Origin of the sequence: Streptococcus sp. 4886, assembly GCF_013276485.1 — a bacterium.
Taxonomy (GTDB): domain Bacteria; phylum Bacillota; class Bacilli; order Lactobacillales; family Streptococcaceae; genus Streptococcus.
In genome coordinates this window covers 81878-96242 of sequence record NZ_VMLD01000003.1, presented here as the reverse complement: position 1 = coordinate 96242, position 14365 = coordinate 81878, and the positions used below count along the sequence as shown (strand labels likewise).

Genomic DNA, 14365 nt, shown 5'->3' with positions numbered 1-14365 from the left:
CTTTGAGGTTGCAGATAAAACTGACGAAGTCAGCTCAAAACACTGTTTTGAGGTTGCAGATAAAACTGACGAAGTCAGCTCAAAACACTGTTTTGAGGTTGCAGATAAAACTGACGAAGTCAGCTCAAAACACTGTTTTGAGGTTGCAGATAAAACTGACGAAGTCAGCTCAAAACACTGTTTTGAGGTTGCAGATAGAACTGACGAAGTCAGTAACATATACCTACGGCAAGGCGACGTTGACGAGGTTTGAAGAGATTTTCGAAGAATATTATCTTTTCACATTCGGTCTCCTTATATAAAAAAGCGATTCATTTTGAACCGCTTTTTCTTATTTATCGCCCTTGTTACGAATAACAAAGCCTGTTTGCTTTTCACTTGAAGTATTGCGTGGTTTTTTATTGTCTTTATTACGGTAACGTCTGTCTTTATCAAAACGGTCATTGACACGACTTCCTTTTTTGAAATCATCACGGCGACCACCACGACGGTTGTCTCCACGGCGATTATCACGACGGTCATCTCCATGACGACCTCCCTTAGCTTTACCACCGAAGGCATTACCTGATGGTTTAAATGGCAGTGGTTTTTCACGCGCAATCTCCACTTCAGGAAGGCTATCAGGATCTTGAACAGTGAGACTCAAGATATACATTGCCAATTCTTCTGGAGTAAACTCAGCAGCTAGCTTACGAGCATCCTTACCAAATTTCTCAAAATTAGCACGAATGGTTTCATCTGCAAAATCACGTTCGATTTTCTTGAGAGCTACCTGTTTTTTAGCTTGGAAAGCTTCTTCTGCACTTGCAGGTTTAAGACCTTTCATGCGTTTCTTAGTCAAGTTTTCAATAATTTGAAGGTAGCCCATTTCGTTTGGAGCAACGAAGGTAATTGATTGACCTGATTTACCAGCACGACCTGTACGACCGATACGGTGAACATAACTTTCAGGATCTTGTGGAATATCGTAGTTGTAGACATGGGTCACACCTGAAATATCCAAACCACGTGCTGCCACGTCTGTTGCAACCAAAACATCAAGATTACCGTTTTTAAAATCACGAAGGACACGAAGACGTTTGTTTTGGTCCAGGTCTCCATGAATTCCTTCTGCACGGAAACCACGGATTTTAAGTCCACGAGTCAATTCATCTACACGACGTTTGGTACGACCAAATACGATAGCAAGTTCTGGTTGTTCCACATCCATGAGACGAGTCATAGTATCAAATTTTTCTTGTTCCTTGACACGGATATAGTACTGGTCAACCAATTCTGTGGTCAATTCCTTAGCCGCAATCTTCACATGCTCAGGTTCTTTCATAAACTGAACACCGATACGTTTGATGGCATCTGGCATAGTTGCTGAGAAAAGAAGAGTTTGTCGATTTTCAGGGACACGGGAGATGATAGCTTCAATGTCTTCAAGGAAGCCCATGTTGAGCATTTCATCCGCTTCGTCAAGGATGAGCGTTTCAATGTCTTGCAATTTCAAGGCCTTGCGTTTAATCAAGTCTAAGAGGCGACCTGGAGTTCCCACCACGATATGGGCACCCGATTTAAGAGCCTTAATTTGTTTTTCGATGCTTGATCCGCCATATACTGAACGGACTTTGACTCCCTTACTACGACCAAATCGGAAGAGTTCTTCTTGACTTTGGACAGCGAGTTCACGAGTTGGTGCAATCACCAAGGCTTGGATGGTCGCTTCTTCTGTACGGATTTTTTCAAGGGTAGGCAAGCCAAAGGCTGCAGTTTTTCCTGTACCAGTCTGAGCTTGACCGATAACGTCCTTGCCTTCAAGGGCCAAGGGAATAGTTTGTTCTTGGATCGGACTAGCTTCTACAAAACCAGCTTTTTCAATCTCTGCTAGCAAATCAGCAGACAAGTTTAAGTCATTAAATTTCACGTTATTCTTCTTTCTAAAGGTGGTGCGAAGCCACCCTATAGGGCTTAGTTTATACTTTTCTTTTTATGACGTATTTTCATATACTGGATACAAAATCGTGTTGCTTCTTTTCCACAAAAGAAAAGTACTGTTTTCTTTGCAACCCATCTAGTATAACACAAGACCAGAGCAAAAGATAGCCTAATTTCTCTAGAAAATCATGTAAGCGGTTTTTGGCTTTCCTTTTTGATGGAACGACCTAGATAATAAGACAAAGCCAAGGCGATACTATATAAAATGATAAAAACGAACAAGGTTTGTGTGTAAGAATGAGCCATTTTATAAGTCTCTGCTAATAAAATAGGTCCTGCTAAACCAGCCATTGCCCAAGCTGTTAAAATATAACCATGCAGAGCGGCCAATTCCTTGGTTCCAAAAATATCACTGAGATAAGCTGGAATCAAAGAAAAACCAGCTCCATAGCAAGTCATCAAAATAGACATAGCGACTACAAAGAAAACGGAATCTGTAAAGAGCCAAAGTGAGAGAGAAAAGAAAAGATTGACAAGCAGTAATATACTAAAGGTTAGAGGGCGACCGATATAGTCAGACAAACTCGCCCAGAGCAAGCGACCAAATCCATTGAAAATCCCTAAAACGCCCACCATTACTGCTGCATGACTTGTAGACAAGCCAGCCATCTCCTGTGCCATTGGCGATGCCGCTGAAATTAAGCCTAAACCACAAGCTATGTTGATAAAGAAAATAATCCAAAGTATATAAAACCGATTGCTTTTTAGAGCCTGATTTGCAGCCATTCCTTGCGTCAAAGAGGCTGTTTTTTCTTTCCCTGAAGCAGATAAAATTGCAAGCTCTTGCTCATTTGGACGCTTAATGAATTGTGAAGCTAGGAGCATGATAATAAAGTAACTTGCACCTAAAATATAAAAAGTTTCTACAAGCCCTACCCCTGCGATGAGATGTTGCGCTATGGGACTAGTCAATAAAGAAGCAAAACCAAACCCCATAATCGCTAAACCTGTTGCGAGACCACGTTTATCAGGAAACCATTTTATAATCGTTGACACAGGGGTAATATAGCCTGCTCCCAAACCAAGCCCACCTAAAATACCATAAGCGAGATACAACAACCACAGTTCCTGACGGTCTATTGCAAATCCTGTTAAGATATTTCCACCTGCGTATAGAAAAGCAGATAGACTCCCCATGACTCTCGGACCAAATTTTTCTACCAAACGCCCCATAAATGCAGCCGATAAGCCTAAACAAAAGATTGCTAGACTAAAGGCAAAGGCAACAGAAGCCTGATCCCATCCCGTTTTTTCAATAATAGGGTTACGATAAACACTCCAAGCATAAGTAGAACCCAGCATTAAGTGTAAAATGACCCCAGCAAAGGCAATAATATAACGATTCGATTTCATAAAACCTCCTATTTTCGAACATTTATTCTATCTTATATAAAAATAGGTAGGATTTTAGTTTATCAAGCTTGTCAAAAAATTACTAGTTTTTTGTCTGGAAAGCGTTTTTATCTTTTTCTGTCTTTTTCGTAGCAGAATTGTGCAAAAGTTTTTCTCTTGTGCTAGAATGAAATGCGAATAGGAGGAACTCTAAATGTTAACTTATGATTTAATCGTTATCGGATTTGGTAAGGCTGGTAAAACACTAGCTGGTAAATTAGCTTCAGCTGGCAAAAAAGTTGCCCTCGTTGAACGTAGTAAAGCTATGTATGGTGGAACTTGTATCAACATTGGTTGTATCCCAACTAAAACCTTGCTAGTTGCTGCTGAGAAAGACTTATCTTTTGAAGAAGTCATTGCTACCAAAAATACTATCACTGGTCGCCTCAATGGTAAAAACTATGCTACTGTTGCTGGTACAGGCGTGGATATCTTTGATGCGGAAGCTCACTTCCTTTCAAATAAAGTCATCGAAATCCAAGCTGGTGATGAAAAACAAGAACTAACTGCTGAAACAATCGTCATCAACACTGGTGCTGTTTCAAACGTCTTGCCAATTCCAGGACTTGCTACAAGCAAGAATGTCTTTGACTCAACAGGTATCCAAAACTTGGACAAATTGCCTGAAAAACTTGGAGTCCTTGGTGGCGGAAATATCGGTCTTGAATTTGCTGGTCTTTACAACAAACTTGGAAGCAAGGTTACAGTCCTAGATGCCTTGGATACATTCCTACCTCGTGCAGAACCTTCCATCGCAGCTCTTGCTAAACAATACATGGAAGAAGATGGTATTGAATTGCTTCAAAATATCCATACTACTGAAATCAAAAACGATGGTGACCAAGTGCTTGTCGTAACTGAAAACGAAACTTACCGTTTCGATGCCCTTCTCTATGCAACTGGACGTAAACCAAATGTAGAACCACTTCAACTTGAAAATACAGATATTGAACTAACTGAACGTGGTGCTATTAAAGTAGACAAACATTGTCAAACAAACGTTCCTGGTGTATTTGCAGTTGGGGATGTCAACGGTGGTCTTCAATTTACTTACATTTCACTTGATGACTTCCGTGTTGTTTACAGCTACCTTGCTGGAGATGGCAGCTACACACTTGAAGACCGTCTCAATGTTCCAAACACCATGTTTATCACACCTGCACTTTCACAAGTCGGTTTGACTGAAAGCCAAGCAGCTGATTTGAAACTTCCATACGCAGTGAAGGAAATCCCTGTTGCAGCCATGCCTCGTGGTCACGTAAATGGAGACCTTCGCGGAGCTTTCAAAGCTGTTGTGAATACTGAAACAAAAGAAATTCTTGGAGCAAGCATCTTCTCAGAAGGTTCTCAAGAAATCATCAACATCATTACTGTTGCTATGGACAACAAGATTCCTTATACTTACTTCACAAAACAAATCTTCACTCACCCAACCTTGGCTGAGAACTTGAATGACTTGTTTGCGATTTAAGTTGAGATTTGATCGTATCGAACAGCCCTCTTTGGGCTGTTTTTGCTTCTGCGAAACACCAAATCTGTCTTTTCACTCTTTTGTGATATAATAGAAACATGAACTTAAAAACTACTTTGGGCCTTATTGCTGGGCGCTCTTCCCACTTCGTTTTAAGCCGTCTTGGCCGTGGAAGTACGCTCCCAGGAAAACTTGCCCTTCAATTTGATAAAGATATTTTACAAAACCTAGCTAAGAACTACGAGATTGTCGTGGTCACTGGAACCAACGGAAAAACCTTGACAACTGCCCTCACTGTCGGTATTTTAAAAGAGGTTTATGGTCAAGTTCTGACCAACCCAAGCGGTGCCAACATGATTACAGGAATTGCGACAACCTTCTTAACAGCCAAATCTTCTAAAACTGGGAAAAATATTGCCGTTCTAGAAATTGATGAAGCCAGTCTCTCTCGTATCTGTGACTATATCCAGCCAAGCCTTTTTGTCATCACCAATATCTTCCGTGACCAGATGGACCGCTATGGTGAGATTTACACGACTTACAAGATGATTTTAGATGCTATTCGTAAGGTGCCTACTGCCACTGTTCTTCTTAATGGAGATAGTCCACTTTTCTACAAGCCAGCTATTCCAAATCCTGTAGAGTATTTTGGTTTTGACTTGGAGAAAGGCCCCGCCCAACTGGCTCACTACAATACCGAAGGGATTCTCTGCCCTGACTGTCAAGGCATCCTCAAGTACGAGCACAATACCTATGCAAACTTGGGTGCCTATATCTGTGAAAGCTGCGGATGTAAACGTCCTGAACTGGACTATCGTTTGACAGAACTGGTTGAGTTGACCAACAATCGTTCTCGCTTTGTCATTGACGGCCAAGAATACGGCATCCAAATCGGTGGTCTCTACAATATCTACAACGCCCTAGCTGCGGTTGCTATCGCCCGTTTCCTTGGTGCAGATTCACAACTCATCAAGCAGGGATTTGATAAGAGCCGTGCAGTCTTTGGACGCCAGGAAACCTTCCATATCGGTGATAAGGAATGCACCCTTGTCTTGATTAAAAATCCAGTCGGTGCAACCCAAGCTATCGAAATGATCAAACTAGCTCCTTATCCATTTAGTCTATCTGTTCTTCTTAACGCTAACTATGCAGACGGTATTGACACCAGCTGGATCTGGGATGCTGATTTTGAACAAATCACTGACATGGACATTCCCGAAATCAACGCTGGCGGTGTTCGCCATTCTGAAATTGCACGTCGCCTCCGAGTAACAGGATATCCAGCTGAAAAAATCATTGAAACAAGTAGTCTGGAACAAGTTCTTAAAACCATTGAGAACCAAGACTGCAAGCATGCCTATATCCTAGCTACCTATACTGCTATGCTGGAATTCCGCGAACTGCTGGCTAGTCGTCAGATTGTTAGAAAGGAGATGAACTAATGGTTTATACTTCACTTTCCTCAAAAGCTGGCAATTACCCCTATCAGCTCAACATTGCCCACCTCTACGGAAACCTCATGAATACCTACGGGGATAATGGAAACATTCTCATGCTCAAGTATGTGGCTGAAAAGCTGGGAGCTCATGTGACGGTTGACATCGTTTCTCTCCATGATGACTTTGACGAAAATCATTACGACATTGCCTTTTTTGGTGGTGGTCAAGACTTTGAACAGAGTATCATTGCAGACGATCTACCTGCTAAAAAAGAGAGCATTGACAACTACATCCAAAACGACGGTGTGGTTCTGGCTATCTGCGGCGGTTTCCAACTATTGGGCCAATATTATGTTGAAGCTTCAGGTAAACGTATTGAAGGGCTAGGGGTCATGGGACATTATACCCTCAACCAGACCAATAATCGCTTTATCGGGGACATCAAGATTCACAATGAAGATTTCGATGAAACCTACTATGGTTTTGAAAATCATCAGGGCCGTACCTTCCTCTCAGATGACCAACAACCACTGGGACAGGTAGTCTATGGAAATGGAAATAACGAAGAAAAAGTCGGCGAAGGGGTTCATTATAAAAATGTTTTCGGTTCTTACTTCCACGGGCCTATCCTCTCTCGCAATGCCAATCTGGCCTATCGCCTAGTCACTACTGCCCTCAAGAAGAAATACGGTCAGGACATCCAACTCCCTGCCTATGAGGACATTCTCAGCCAAGAAATCGCTGAAGAATATAGCGACGTCAAAAGCAAGGCTGACTTTTCTTAAACAAAGTAAAACTATATCAAAGAACTCCGTTATCTTGTCGGAGTTCTTTTTGTCTGTTCTTTTACCCTTCTCCCTTGCATTTTCTCTCATTTTTTGCCAAAATAGAGGGGTAGAAAGAAGGTAGCATATGTCTAAATTACAACAAATCGTAACATATCTTGAATCAGAAAAACTAGACGTCGCTGTCGTATCTGACCCCGTCACAATCAATTACCTCACTGGCTTTTACAGTGATCCCCATGAACGCCAAATGTTCCTTTTTGTCCTAGCAGATCAGGAACCTCTCCTCTTTGTGCCAGCCCTTGAGGTTGAGCGTGCAAGCAGCACTGTTTCCTTCCCAGTTGTAGGCTATGTGGATTCTGAAAATCCATGGCAAAAAATGAAACATGCTCTTCCACAACTTGACTTCAAACGTGTCGCTGTTGAGTTTGACAATCTCATCTTGACCAAATATCATGGTTTAAAAACCGTTTTTGAAACTGCTGAGTTTGAAAACCTCACTCCTCGTATCCAACGCATGCGCCTCATCAAATCAGCTGATGAAGTGCAAAAAATGATGGTTGCAGGTCTCTATGCGGACAAGGCTGTTAATGTTGGTTTTGACAATATTTCTCTTGATAAGACTGAGACAGATATCATCGCCCAAATTGACTTTGCTATGAAGCGTGAAGGTTATGAAATGAGTTTTGATACCATGGTCTTGACTGGTGATAATGCTGCAAATCCACACGGTATTCCAGCAGCAAACAAAGTTGAAAATAACGCCCTTCTCCTCTTTGACCTTGGTGTTCTAGTCAACGGCTATGCGTCAGATATGACTCGTACGGTCGCTGTCGGCAAACCAGACCAATTCAAGAAAGACATTTATAACTTGACTCTTGAAGCTCAACAAGCTGCTCTTGACTTTATCAAACCAGGTGTGACTGCCCATGAAGTGGATCGCGCTGCTCGTGAGGTCATTGAAAAAGCTGGTTACGGCGAGTACTTCAACCACCGTCTTGGTCACGGTATCGGTATGGATGTCCATGAATTCCCATCTATCATGGAAGGAAACGACATGATCATCGAAGAAGGCATGTGCTTCTCTGTTGAACCAGGTATCTATATCCCTGGTAAAGTCGGTGTCCGTATCGAAGACTGCGGTGTTGTTACCAAGGATGGCTTCGACCTCTTTACAAGCACCAGCAAAGACTTGCTTTATTTTGATTAAAATTTTTCAAAAATCTTCCCACAATAAAACGCATAATATCAAGTTTTTTCAATACCTGATACTATGCGTTTTTTCTGATTTTTAGGACTTTCTCCACAGCCTCTTTACTTAATCTTCTTGATACTTTGGCTAAGGATAAATCCTACAATCATCCCTACCATATTTTGCATGAAATTTGGTAGAATTTCTGGTAGAGCTGCAGCCCAGCCATTCATCAATGTAGAACCCAAGGCGTAACCCCCTACCATAGCAATCGTTGCCAAGATAAGGCCTAACCACTGAGCTTTTCCTTTAAATCCTGCGAAAAATCCCTGTAAGCCATGGTTGATTAAACTAAAGAACATCCACTGAGGGTAGCCTGATAAGAGGTCAATCAAGAAACCTGCTAGTCCTCCGACTACAGCCCCTTCACGACTACCAAAGTAGAAGGCCGCAAAGAAGACACCCGCATCTAAAAGAGTTAGAATGCCTGTCGGTGTTGGAATTTTTAAGAAATAACCTAGAACCACAGAAAGAGCGGTTAATAGGGATACAAGGGCGATTTTAGTTGTTTTGGTTTGCTTCATATTGTCTTACTCCATACTGATCTGCTTGTGCAATGGCACGGTAAACGAAAGCCTTAGAGCTTTCTACTGCTGGTAAAAGTTCATCACCTTTAAGCAAGTGACTGGCAATGCTAGAAGCAAAGGTACAACCTGCACCAGCATTTTGGCCTTGGATGACAGGATTTTCTAGGACTGTAAAGTTTTGTCCGTCATAAAAGACATCTACAGCCTTGTCCTGACTAAGGCGATTGCCTCCCTTGATAATGACTGCTGGCGCTCCTAATTCATGCAATTTCTGTGCTGCAGTTTTCATATCTTCAAGGGTTTTAATCTCTTGATCTGCTAGTAATTCTGCTTCAGGAAGATTAGGCGTAATCACACTGACATGAGGGAAAAAGCGAATCAACTCTTGGCAGAGTTCACTAACTGCTACGTCGTGCGTTTCCTTGCAGACCAAGACAGGATCCAGAACCACAGGCACTCCTGGTCGTTGTTTGATAAAGTCCAATGCCTTCTCAGCTACGCTGACAGTTGGTAGAAGACCAATCTTAATCCCCCCAAACTCCACATCACGCAAGCTATCTAATTCATATTGAAAAATGACATCGTCAGTTGGAAAGACTTCAAATCCTTTTTCTGTCAAGGCTGTCAAACAAGTCACTGCTACAAAGCCATGCAAGCCGTTCAAGGTATAGGTAGCCAAATCAGCTGACAAACCACCACCACTAAAAATATCATTTCCAGAAAGTGCTAAAATACGATTATTCTTCATAACGAATCTCCTTTAAATATAAACCATTTGGTGCTGCAGTGGGACCTGCAAGCTGCCTGTCCTTTTTCTCCAAGATGAGGTCAATCTGCTCTACTGGCATGCGGTTATTGCCAATTTTGAGTAGCGTCCCCACCATATTGCGAATCTGCTTATACAAGAAACCATTTCCTGAAAAGGTAAAGGTCAAAAACTGGCCTGTCTCATCCACCCTAAGGCTAGCTTCTGTAATAGTGCGAACCTTATCTTCTACACTAGTCCCAGAGGCTGTAAAGCCAGTGAAATCATGGGTTCCTTCTAGCTTTTTGATTGCAATCTGCATGCGTTCCACATCGAGTGGGTAGGGAAAGTGAGTGGCATAGTGACGGCGCATAGGATTCTTGGGACGTCCTCTATCCACAATAAACTCATAAGTCTTGCTATGCTTGGCATAACGGCAATGAAAATCATCTGCCACAAGCTCAATCGAAATCACATCAATATCTTCAGGGGACTGGGTATCCAAAGCAAAACGGAGCTTCTCCTCATCCATCTGATAAGGCAGGTCAAAATGAATAACCTGTCCCAAAGCATGAACCCCACTATCTGTCCTACCAGCACCGTGAACAGTGATGGCTTGCCCCTTATTCAATCTAGTCAAGGTTTTTTCAATTTCTTCCTGAACACTACGCGCATGAGGCTGGCGCTGAAAACCAGCAAAGGCGTAACCATCATAGGAAATAGTTGCTTTATATCTCGTCACAACTTCTATTTTATCAAGAAATTAATCTGTAGACAAGGTTCTAAAATAAATATTGTCTGGGTACAAAAAACTCAAAAGAAAAACCTAGGAAACCAATCCTAAGCTCTCTTTTGGAGTAGGTACATGACAAAGATAGAGGTTACAATTAACCAAGATCCTAAGATAGCAAAGACCAACATCCCATTGTGAGTCATCAAGCCAATTGCACCTAGAACCAATGGGGTCGTAAAGGCTCCGAAACTACAGCCTAATACGGCAAATGAAGTTGCTTGATTGAGGAGTTTAGCTGGAATTCGTTCAGAAACAAGTTGAAAGACCGTCGTCAAGGCTACACTGTAGGCAAAACCAGCCAGAATGCTTCCTGCCACTACCACCCACAAGGATGGAGACAAGGCAATCACAATTTGCCCCAAACCAAAAGTAATACCAGACCAGAGGAGCAGTTTCTCTTTAAAGATAGAAATCAAGAAAGAGAAACTCACACCAGCCACAATCCCGATCAACTGCATGACACTAAGAACAAAACTAGATAACTGGGCATCTCCAAGTCCTCTTTCCACCATCAAACTTGGAATACGGATGGTAATAGCTGTATTGGTACAAACTACCACTGCTGCTTCTATAGCTAGGGTAAAAATCAAGCCTTTCATTTCTCGAGTTAAGTGACTTGCTTCCTTCGCTTTTTTCTTGACTTCTTTCTTTTCTTTTCCATAAGGGACAAAGAGCAGATAAAGGGTCAGCACCAAAAATCCAGCACTATAGGCTAAGAAAGTAGCTGTCCAACCAAATGACAACAACTGGCCGACTGCCAAGGTAATGAGAGAAGCTCCAACAACCTCTGCAGAACCACGTAGCCCTAACATCTGAATTCGCGTTTTCCCTTGATAGCGTTCACTGATAATAGAAATTGCCTTAGCATTAATCATCCCAACACCCAAACCAAAAAGAATCCGTGTTCCAAAGACAAAGGGATAGGCTTGATACCAAAAGGGTGCTGTTCCACTCAGTGATAAAATCAACAATCCCAAACTAATCTGTAATCGCTCAGGAAATATTTTTTCTAAGAAACCATTTAGTAGTAACATAATCATAATTCCAAAGGAAGGCAAGCTAGCCAAGAGCTCAATTTGTTCCTTAGGATAGCCTTGATAATAGTCAAACATGGCTGGCAGGGCACTTGAAATCGAAAAGGAGGTAATCAAAACGAGGGAGAGAGCCAAAATACTGGCCCGTTCTAAAAATTGTTTCATGAAATCTCTTTCTATCTTTCTCTTAATCTTCTACTTTTTTGATCGTTATCAAACAAGCAAGAAAAGAAGAAGTCCCATTGGTTTGTAGACTCCTTCTTAAACTCGAAAATGAATCCCTTGTGTCTTATACTCAATGAAAATCAAAGAGCAAACTAGGAAGCTAGCCGCAGGCTGTACTTGAGTACGGCAAGGCGAAACTGACGTGGTTTGAAGAGATTTTCGAAGAGTATTAGGATGACTTTCTCTTGATTTGCTTAATAAAATAGAAGATAAATCCTGCCACCATATAGGCAACAAAGATAATCAGACACCACTTGAACACGACATCCCAACCCTTGTTCACATTCAAAAAGAAGTAAGGGAAAGGATTATCCTTGGCATTTGGAATATTGAGTTTTAAAACCAAACCATTAAAGAGAGCAAACATCATATACAGCAAGGGTAAAATCGTCCACACAACTGGATCCCAAATCTTGTATTGACCCTGTTTGTCAAAAAAGAGGGTATCTGCGAAAAACCAGAGGGGAACGATATAGTGGCAAAGGAAATTTTCTAGGGTATAGAAATTAGTCGCAATAGGCGCTAAGAGGAAATGGTAAATCACACAGGTAATCATGATACTCATGGTGACTCCACCTTTTAAGCGCAAGAGACTTGGTCTTTGCCAGTTTTCACCTACACGGCTCATAACCTTTAAGAGATAGAGCGTAAAAATAGTTACTAACAGATTTGACAGAACCGTGTAATAGAGAAGCATCCCAAAACCACCATGCTTGGTAATTTCAAGATAAACTCCCGTAAAAGCCGCTAGAAACAAGAAGATACGGCTATAAAATACAAGTTTATAGTGTTTTGACATGTTTAAATTTTCTTCACAAACTCTGATTTGAGTTTCATGGCACCGAAGCCATCAATCTTACAGTCGATATTGTGGTCGCCTTCTACGATGCGAATATTTTTCACGCGCGTCCCTTGTTTCAAATCTTTTGGCGCACCTTTTACCTTCAAGTCCTTGATGAGAGTTACTGTATCACCGTCAGCCAATTTATTTCCATTGGCATCGATAGCAACAAGACCCTCTTCTACATCTGCAACTTCAGCAGGATTCCACTCATAAGCACACTCTGGGCAAACCAGTAGGGCACCGTCTTCGTAGACATACTCTGAGTTACATTTTGGGCAATTTGGTAGGTTGTTCATGGTTTCTCCTTATCATCATTCGCTATTCTTTGAAAATCAAAATTTCTCGAACAGCAACTATTATACCCTAAAATCAGCATTTTGACAAATTTAGAAAAAAACCGATATCTATCTATCGGCTTTTCTACATTTACATTCTTTTTTTAGCTTCTGCTTTGATTTTTTCAACTACTTCTTGAATGTTCAAACCAGTTGTATCAAGGTAGACAGCATCCTCTGCTTGTTTGAGAGGCGAAGTCTCACGATGACTATCCTTGTAGTCACGCGCAGCAATTTCCTCTTTTAGAGTTTCAAGGTCTGTTTCAATTCCCTTGGCAACATTTTCCTTGTAACGACGCTCTGCTCTCTCATCAACAGAAGCTACTAGGAAAATTTTTAATTCTGCTTGTGGCAATACAACAGTCCCAATATCGCGACCGTCCATGACAATCCCGCCTTGTTGGGCAATCTCTTGTTGGAGAGAAACTAGTTTCTCACGCACTTGAGGAATTGCTGCAATAGCAGAAACATGATTGGTTACTTCATTTTCACGGATAGGATGGGTAATATCCACATCCCCTACAAAAACAAGCTGTTCCCCAGTTTCTGAACGCCCAAAACTAATTGGATGCTGGTCCAACAAGGCTAGAAGGGCTTCGACTTCTTCTACTCCTAACTGGTTTTGGAGAGCCATATAGGTTGCCGCACGATACATGGCACCTGTATCTAGATAGGTGTAACCAAAATCCTTGGCAATAATCTTTGCGACTGTACTCTTACCACTGGAAGCAGGACCGTCAATAGCAATTTGAATTGTTTTCATATCAACTCCTATTTTATTTTTATAACATCACCTGGATTAGCAAACCAAGACCCTGTAGCCATGTGCCCAGGATTTAAGGCTTCTAACTGTGCAATGGAGATTCCAGCACGAGCGGCAATGGCTGCTTCCCCTTCTCCAGCCAAAACTTTTATCGTTCCTTCAGGATTAGCAGCTTCTTCTGAACTACTAGAAGTAGATTCTGGCTCTGAACTTTGCTCAGGCTGGGAACTGCTTGAAGATGAGACTTGTACTACACTTGCATCAGAATCGTGAAAATCTTTCAAGGCTGCTGTGCGATTACTCCCCCCCGATGATAGATAGATGAGAACAATAATCATCACGACTACAATCACGAAGAAAATACTAGCTAAAATCGTCAAGACACGATTAGCCACTACATCTCTGCCTTGAGTTCTCTTACGACGCTCTGCTCTTGATTCTTCTTGATCATAAATATCTTCTTGCCACGGTTCTTTTTCCATACCCTACTCCTTGTTTTTTTTTACTTTTCTTATTACAATATAAATATGAACATGAAAATCACACTTATACCTGAACGATGTATCGCCTGTGGGCTTTGCCAAACTTATTCTGATTTATTTGATTACCACGATAATGGAATCGTGCGTTTTTACGATGACCCTGACCAACTAGAAAAAGAAATTTCTCCTAGTCAGGATGTCTTAGAGGCTGTTAAAAATTGCCCAACTCGCGCCCTGATTGGAAACCAGAAAGCCTAAATCAATGGCGATAATCCACTCCCTCTAGTTTAGCATATTT

16 protein-coding genes are annotated in these 14365 nt (G+C 41.6%); 6 read left to right on the top strand and 10 right to left on the bottom strand.

What is annotated here, in order from left to right:
* The coding region (locus HT679_RS01525; RefSeq protein ID WP_173212507.1) for a hypothetical protein at positions 1-253 on the top strand (253 nt) is incomplete at its 5' end.
* 78 nt (positions 254-331) lie between these two features.
* Here the strand turns inward: HT679_RS01525 and HT679_RS01520 are convergent.
* Together HT679_RS01520 and HT679_RS01515 are read right to left on the bottom strand one after the other, a co-directional pair.
* On the bottom strand, positions 332-1909 hold the full coding sequence (locus tag HT679_RS01520; RefSeq protein WP_173212506.1) for a DEAD/DEAH box helicase: 1578 nt from the start codon (positions 1907-1909) through the stop codon (positions 332-334).
* Between the two features lie 197 nt (positions 1910-2106).
* Complete coding sequence (locus HT679_RS01515; RefSeq protein ID WP_173212503.1) at positions 2107-3333, bottom strand: OFA family MFS transporter; 1227 nt, start codon at positions 3331-3333, stop codon at positions 2107-2109.
* A gap of 193 nt (positions 3334-3526) precedes the next feature.
* On the opposite strand from HT679_RS01515, the gene HT679_RS01510 reads away from it, so the two are divergent.
* The 4 genes from HT679_RS01510 (at position 3527) to HT679_RS01495 (ending at position 8277) form a co-directional block, all read left to right on the top strand.
* Positions 3527-4843 (top strand): FAD-containing oxidoreductase, encoded by a 1317-nt coding sequence (locus HT679_RS01510; RefSeq protein WP_049524702.1) that lies wholly within the window; start codon positions 3527-3529, stop codon positions 4841-4843.
* A gap of 98 nt (positions 4844-4941) precedes the next feature.
* On the top strand, positions 4942-6285 hold the full coding sequence (gene murT, locus HT679_RS01505; RefSeq protein WP_173212501.1) for a lipid II isoglutaminyl synthase subunit MurT: 1344 nt from the start codon (positions 4942-4944) through the stop codon (positions 6283-6285).
* Positions 6285-7067 carry a lipid II isoglutaminyl synthase subunit GatD gene (gene gatD, locus HT679_RS01500; protein WP_173212499.1) on the top strand — a complete coding sequence of 261 codons (783 nt, stop codon included), beginning with the start codon at positions 6285-6287 and terminating at the stop codon, positions 7065-7067. The genes murT and gatD overlap by 1 nt, the downstream gene beginning before the upstream one ends.
* 127 nt (positions 7068-7194) lie before the next feature.
* Positions 7195-8277 carry a Xaa-Pro peptidase family protein gene (locus tag HT679_RS01495; RefSeq protein ID WP_173212497.1) on the top strand — a complete coding sequence of 361 codons (1083 nt, stop codon included), beginning with the start codon at positions 7195-7197 and terminating at the stop codon, positions 8275-8277.
* Between the two features lie 104 nt (positions 8278-8381).
* Here HT679_RS01495 and HT679_RS01490 read toward each other — a convergent pair whose 3' ends face one another.
* The 8 genes from HT679_RS01490 to HT679_RS01455 all read right to left on the bottom strand — a co-directional run bounded on the left by HT679_RS01490 (position 8382) and on the right by HT679_RS01455 (position 14067).
* Positions 8382-8843 carry an ECF transporter S component gene (locus HT679_RS01490; RefSeq protein ID WP_173212495.1) on the bottom strand — a complete coding sequence of 154 codons (462 nt, stop codon included), beginning with the start codon at positions 8841-8843 and terminating at the stop codon, positions 8382-8384.
* Positions 8821-9594: a bifunctional hydroxymethylpyrimidine kinase/phosphomethylpyrimidine kinase gene (locus HT679_RS01485; protein WP_173212492.1), complete on the bottom strand. Its 774-nt coding sequence runs from the start codon at positions 9592-9594 to the stop codon at positions 8821-8823. The genes HT679_RS01490 and HT679_RS01485 overlap by 23 nt, the downstream gene beginning before the upstream one ends.
* A complete protein-coding gene (gene truA, locus HT679_RS01480; protein WP_125416066.1) occupies positions 9584-10333 on the bottom strand; it encodes a tRNA pseudouridine(38-40) synthase TruA in 750 nt (249 codons plus the stop codon). Before truA ends, HT679_RS01485 begins: the two co-directional genes overlap by 11 nt.
* A gap of 98 nt (positions 10334-10431) precedes the next feature.
* The gene (locus HT679_RS01475; protein WP_173212490.1) at positions 10432-11583 is read right to left on the bottom strand and encodes an MFS transporter; all 1152 of its coding nucleotides are present in this window, start codon (positions 11581-11583) and stop codon (positions 10432-10434) included.
* Positions 11584-11812: 229 nt separating this feature from the next.
* Positions 11813-12442, bottom strand: a complete 630-nt coding sequence (locus HT679_RS01470; RefSeq protein ID WP_173212488.1) for a Pr6Pr family membrane protein — start codon at positions 12440-12442, stop codon at positions 11813-11815.
* A 2-nt stretch (positions 12443-12444) separates the two neighbouring features.
* Positions 12445-12783: a zinc ribbon domain-containing protein YjdM gene (locus tag HT679_RS01465; RefSeq protein ID WP_001061596.1), complete on the bottom strand. Its 339-nt coding sequence runs from the start codon at positions 12781-12783 to the stop codon at positions 12445-12447.
* A gap of 130 nt (positions 12784-12913) precedes the next feature.
* Positions 12914-13585 carry a (d)CMP kinase gene (gene cmk / locus HT679_RS01460; protein WP_173212486.1) on the bottom strand — a complete coding sequence of 224 codons (672 nt, stop codon included), beginning with the start codon at positions 13583-13585 and terminating at the stop codon, positions 12914-12916.
* An 8-nt stretch (positions 13586-13593) separates the two neighbouring features.
* Positions 13594-14067 carry an SAG1386/EF1546 family surface-associated protein gene (locus HT679_RS01455; RefSeq protein ID WP_173212484.1) on the bottom strand — a complete coding sequence of 158 codons (474 nt, stop codon included), beginning with the start codon at positions 14065-14067 and terminating at the stop codon, positions 13594-13596.
* A gap of 51 nt (positions 14068-14118) precedes the next feature.
* Here HT679_RS01455 and HT679_RS01450 point away from each other — a divergent pair, with 51 nt between their 5' ends.
* Positions 14119-14325: a ferredoxin gene (locus tag HT679_RS01450; RefSeq protein ID WP_080551653.1), complete on the top strand. Its 207-nt coding sequence runs from the start codon at positions 14119-14121 to the stop codon at positions 14323-14325.
* The last annotated feature ends 40 nt before the right edge of the window (positions 14326-14365 follow it).

What these genes read in the sequence shown, in the direction of transcription:
- HT679_RS01485 (WP_173212492.1), bottom strand. Translation starts at nt 9,594, where the DNA reads ATGAAGAATAATCGTATTTTAGCACTTTCTGGAAATGATATTTTTAGT.
- HT679_RS01495 (WP_173212497.1), top strand. Translation starts at nt 7,195, where the DNA reads ATGTCTAAATTACAACAAATCGTAACATATCTTGAATCAGAAAAACTA.
- HT679_RS01475 (WP_173212490.1), bottom strand. Translation starts at nt 11,583, where the DNA reads ATGAAACAATTTTTAGAACGGGCCAGTATTTTGGCTCTCTCCCTCGTT.
- gatD (WP_173212499.1), top strand. Translation starts at nt 6,285, where the DNA reads ATGGTTTATACTTCACTTTCCTCAAAAGCTGGCAATTACCCCTATCAG.
- HT679_RS01515 (WP_173212503.1), bottom strand. Translation starts at nt 3,333, where the DNA reads ATGAAATCGAATCGTTATATTATTGCCTTTGCTGGGGTCATTTTACAC.
- cmk (WP_173212486.1), bottom strand. Translation starts at nt 13,585, where the DNA reads ATGAAAACAATTCAAATTGCTATTGACGGTCCTGCTTCCAGTGGTAAG.
- HT679_RS01455 (WP_173212484.1), bottom strand. Translation starts at nt 14,067, where the DNA reads ATGGAAAAAGAACCGTGGCAAGAAGATATTTATGATCAAGAAGAATCA.
- HT679_RS01490 (WP_173212495.1), bottom strand. Translation starts at nt 8,843, where the DNA reads ATGAAGCAAACCAAAACAACTAAAATCGCCCTTGTATCCCTATTAACC.
- HT679_RS01470 (WP_173212488.1), bottom strand. Translation starts at nt 12,442, where the DNA reads ATGTCAAAACACTATAAACTTGTATTTTATAGCCGTATCTTCTTGTTT.
- HT679_RS01510 (WP_049524702.1), top strand. Translation starts at nt 3,527, where the DNA reads ATGTTAACTTATGATTTAATCGTTATCGGATTTGGTAAGGCTGGTAAA.
- HT679_RS01450 (WP_080551653.1), top strand. Translation starts at nt 14,119, where the DNA reads ATGAAAATCACACTTATACCTGAACGATGTATCGCCTGTGGGCTTTGC.
- murT (WP_173212501.1), top strand. Translation starts at nt 4,942, where the DNA reads ATGAACTTAAAAACTACTTTGGGCCTTATTGCTGGGCGCTCTTCCCAC.
- HT679_RS01465 (WP_001061596.1), bottom strand. Translation starts at nt 12,783, where the DNA reads ATGAACAACCTACCAAATTGCCCAAAATGTAACTCAGAGTATGTCTAC.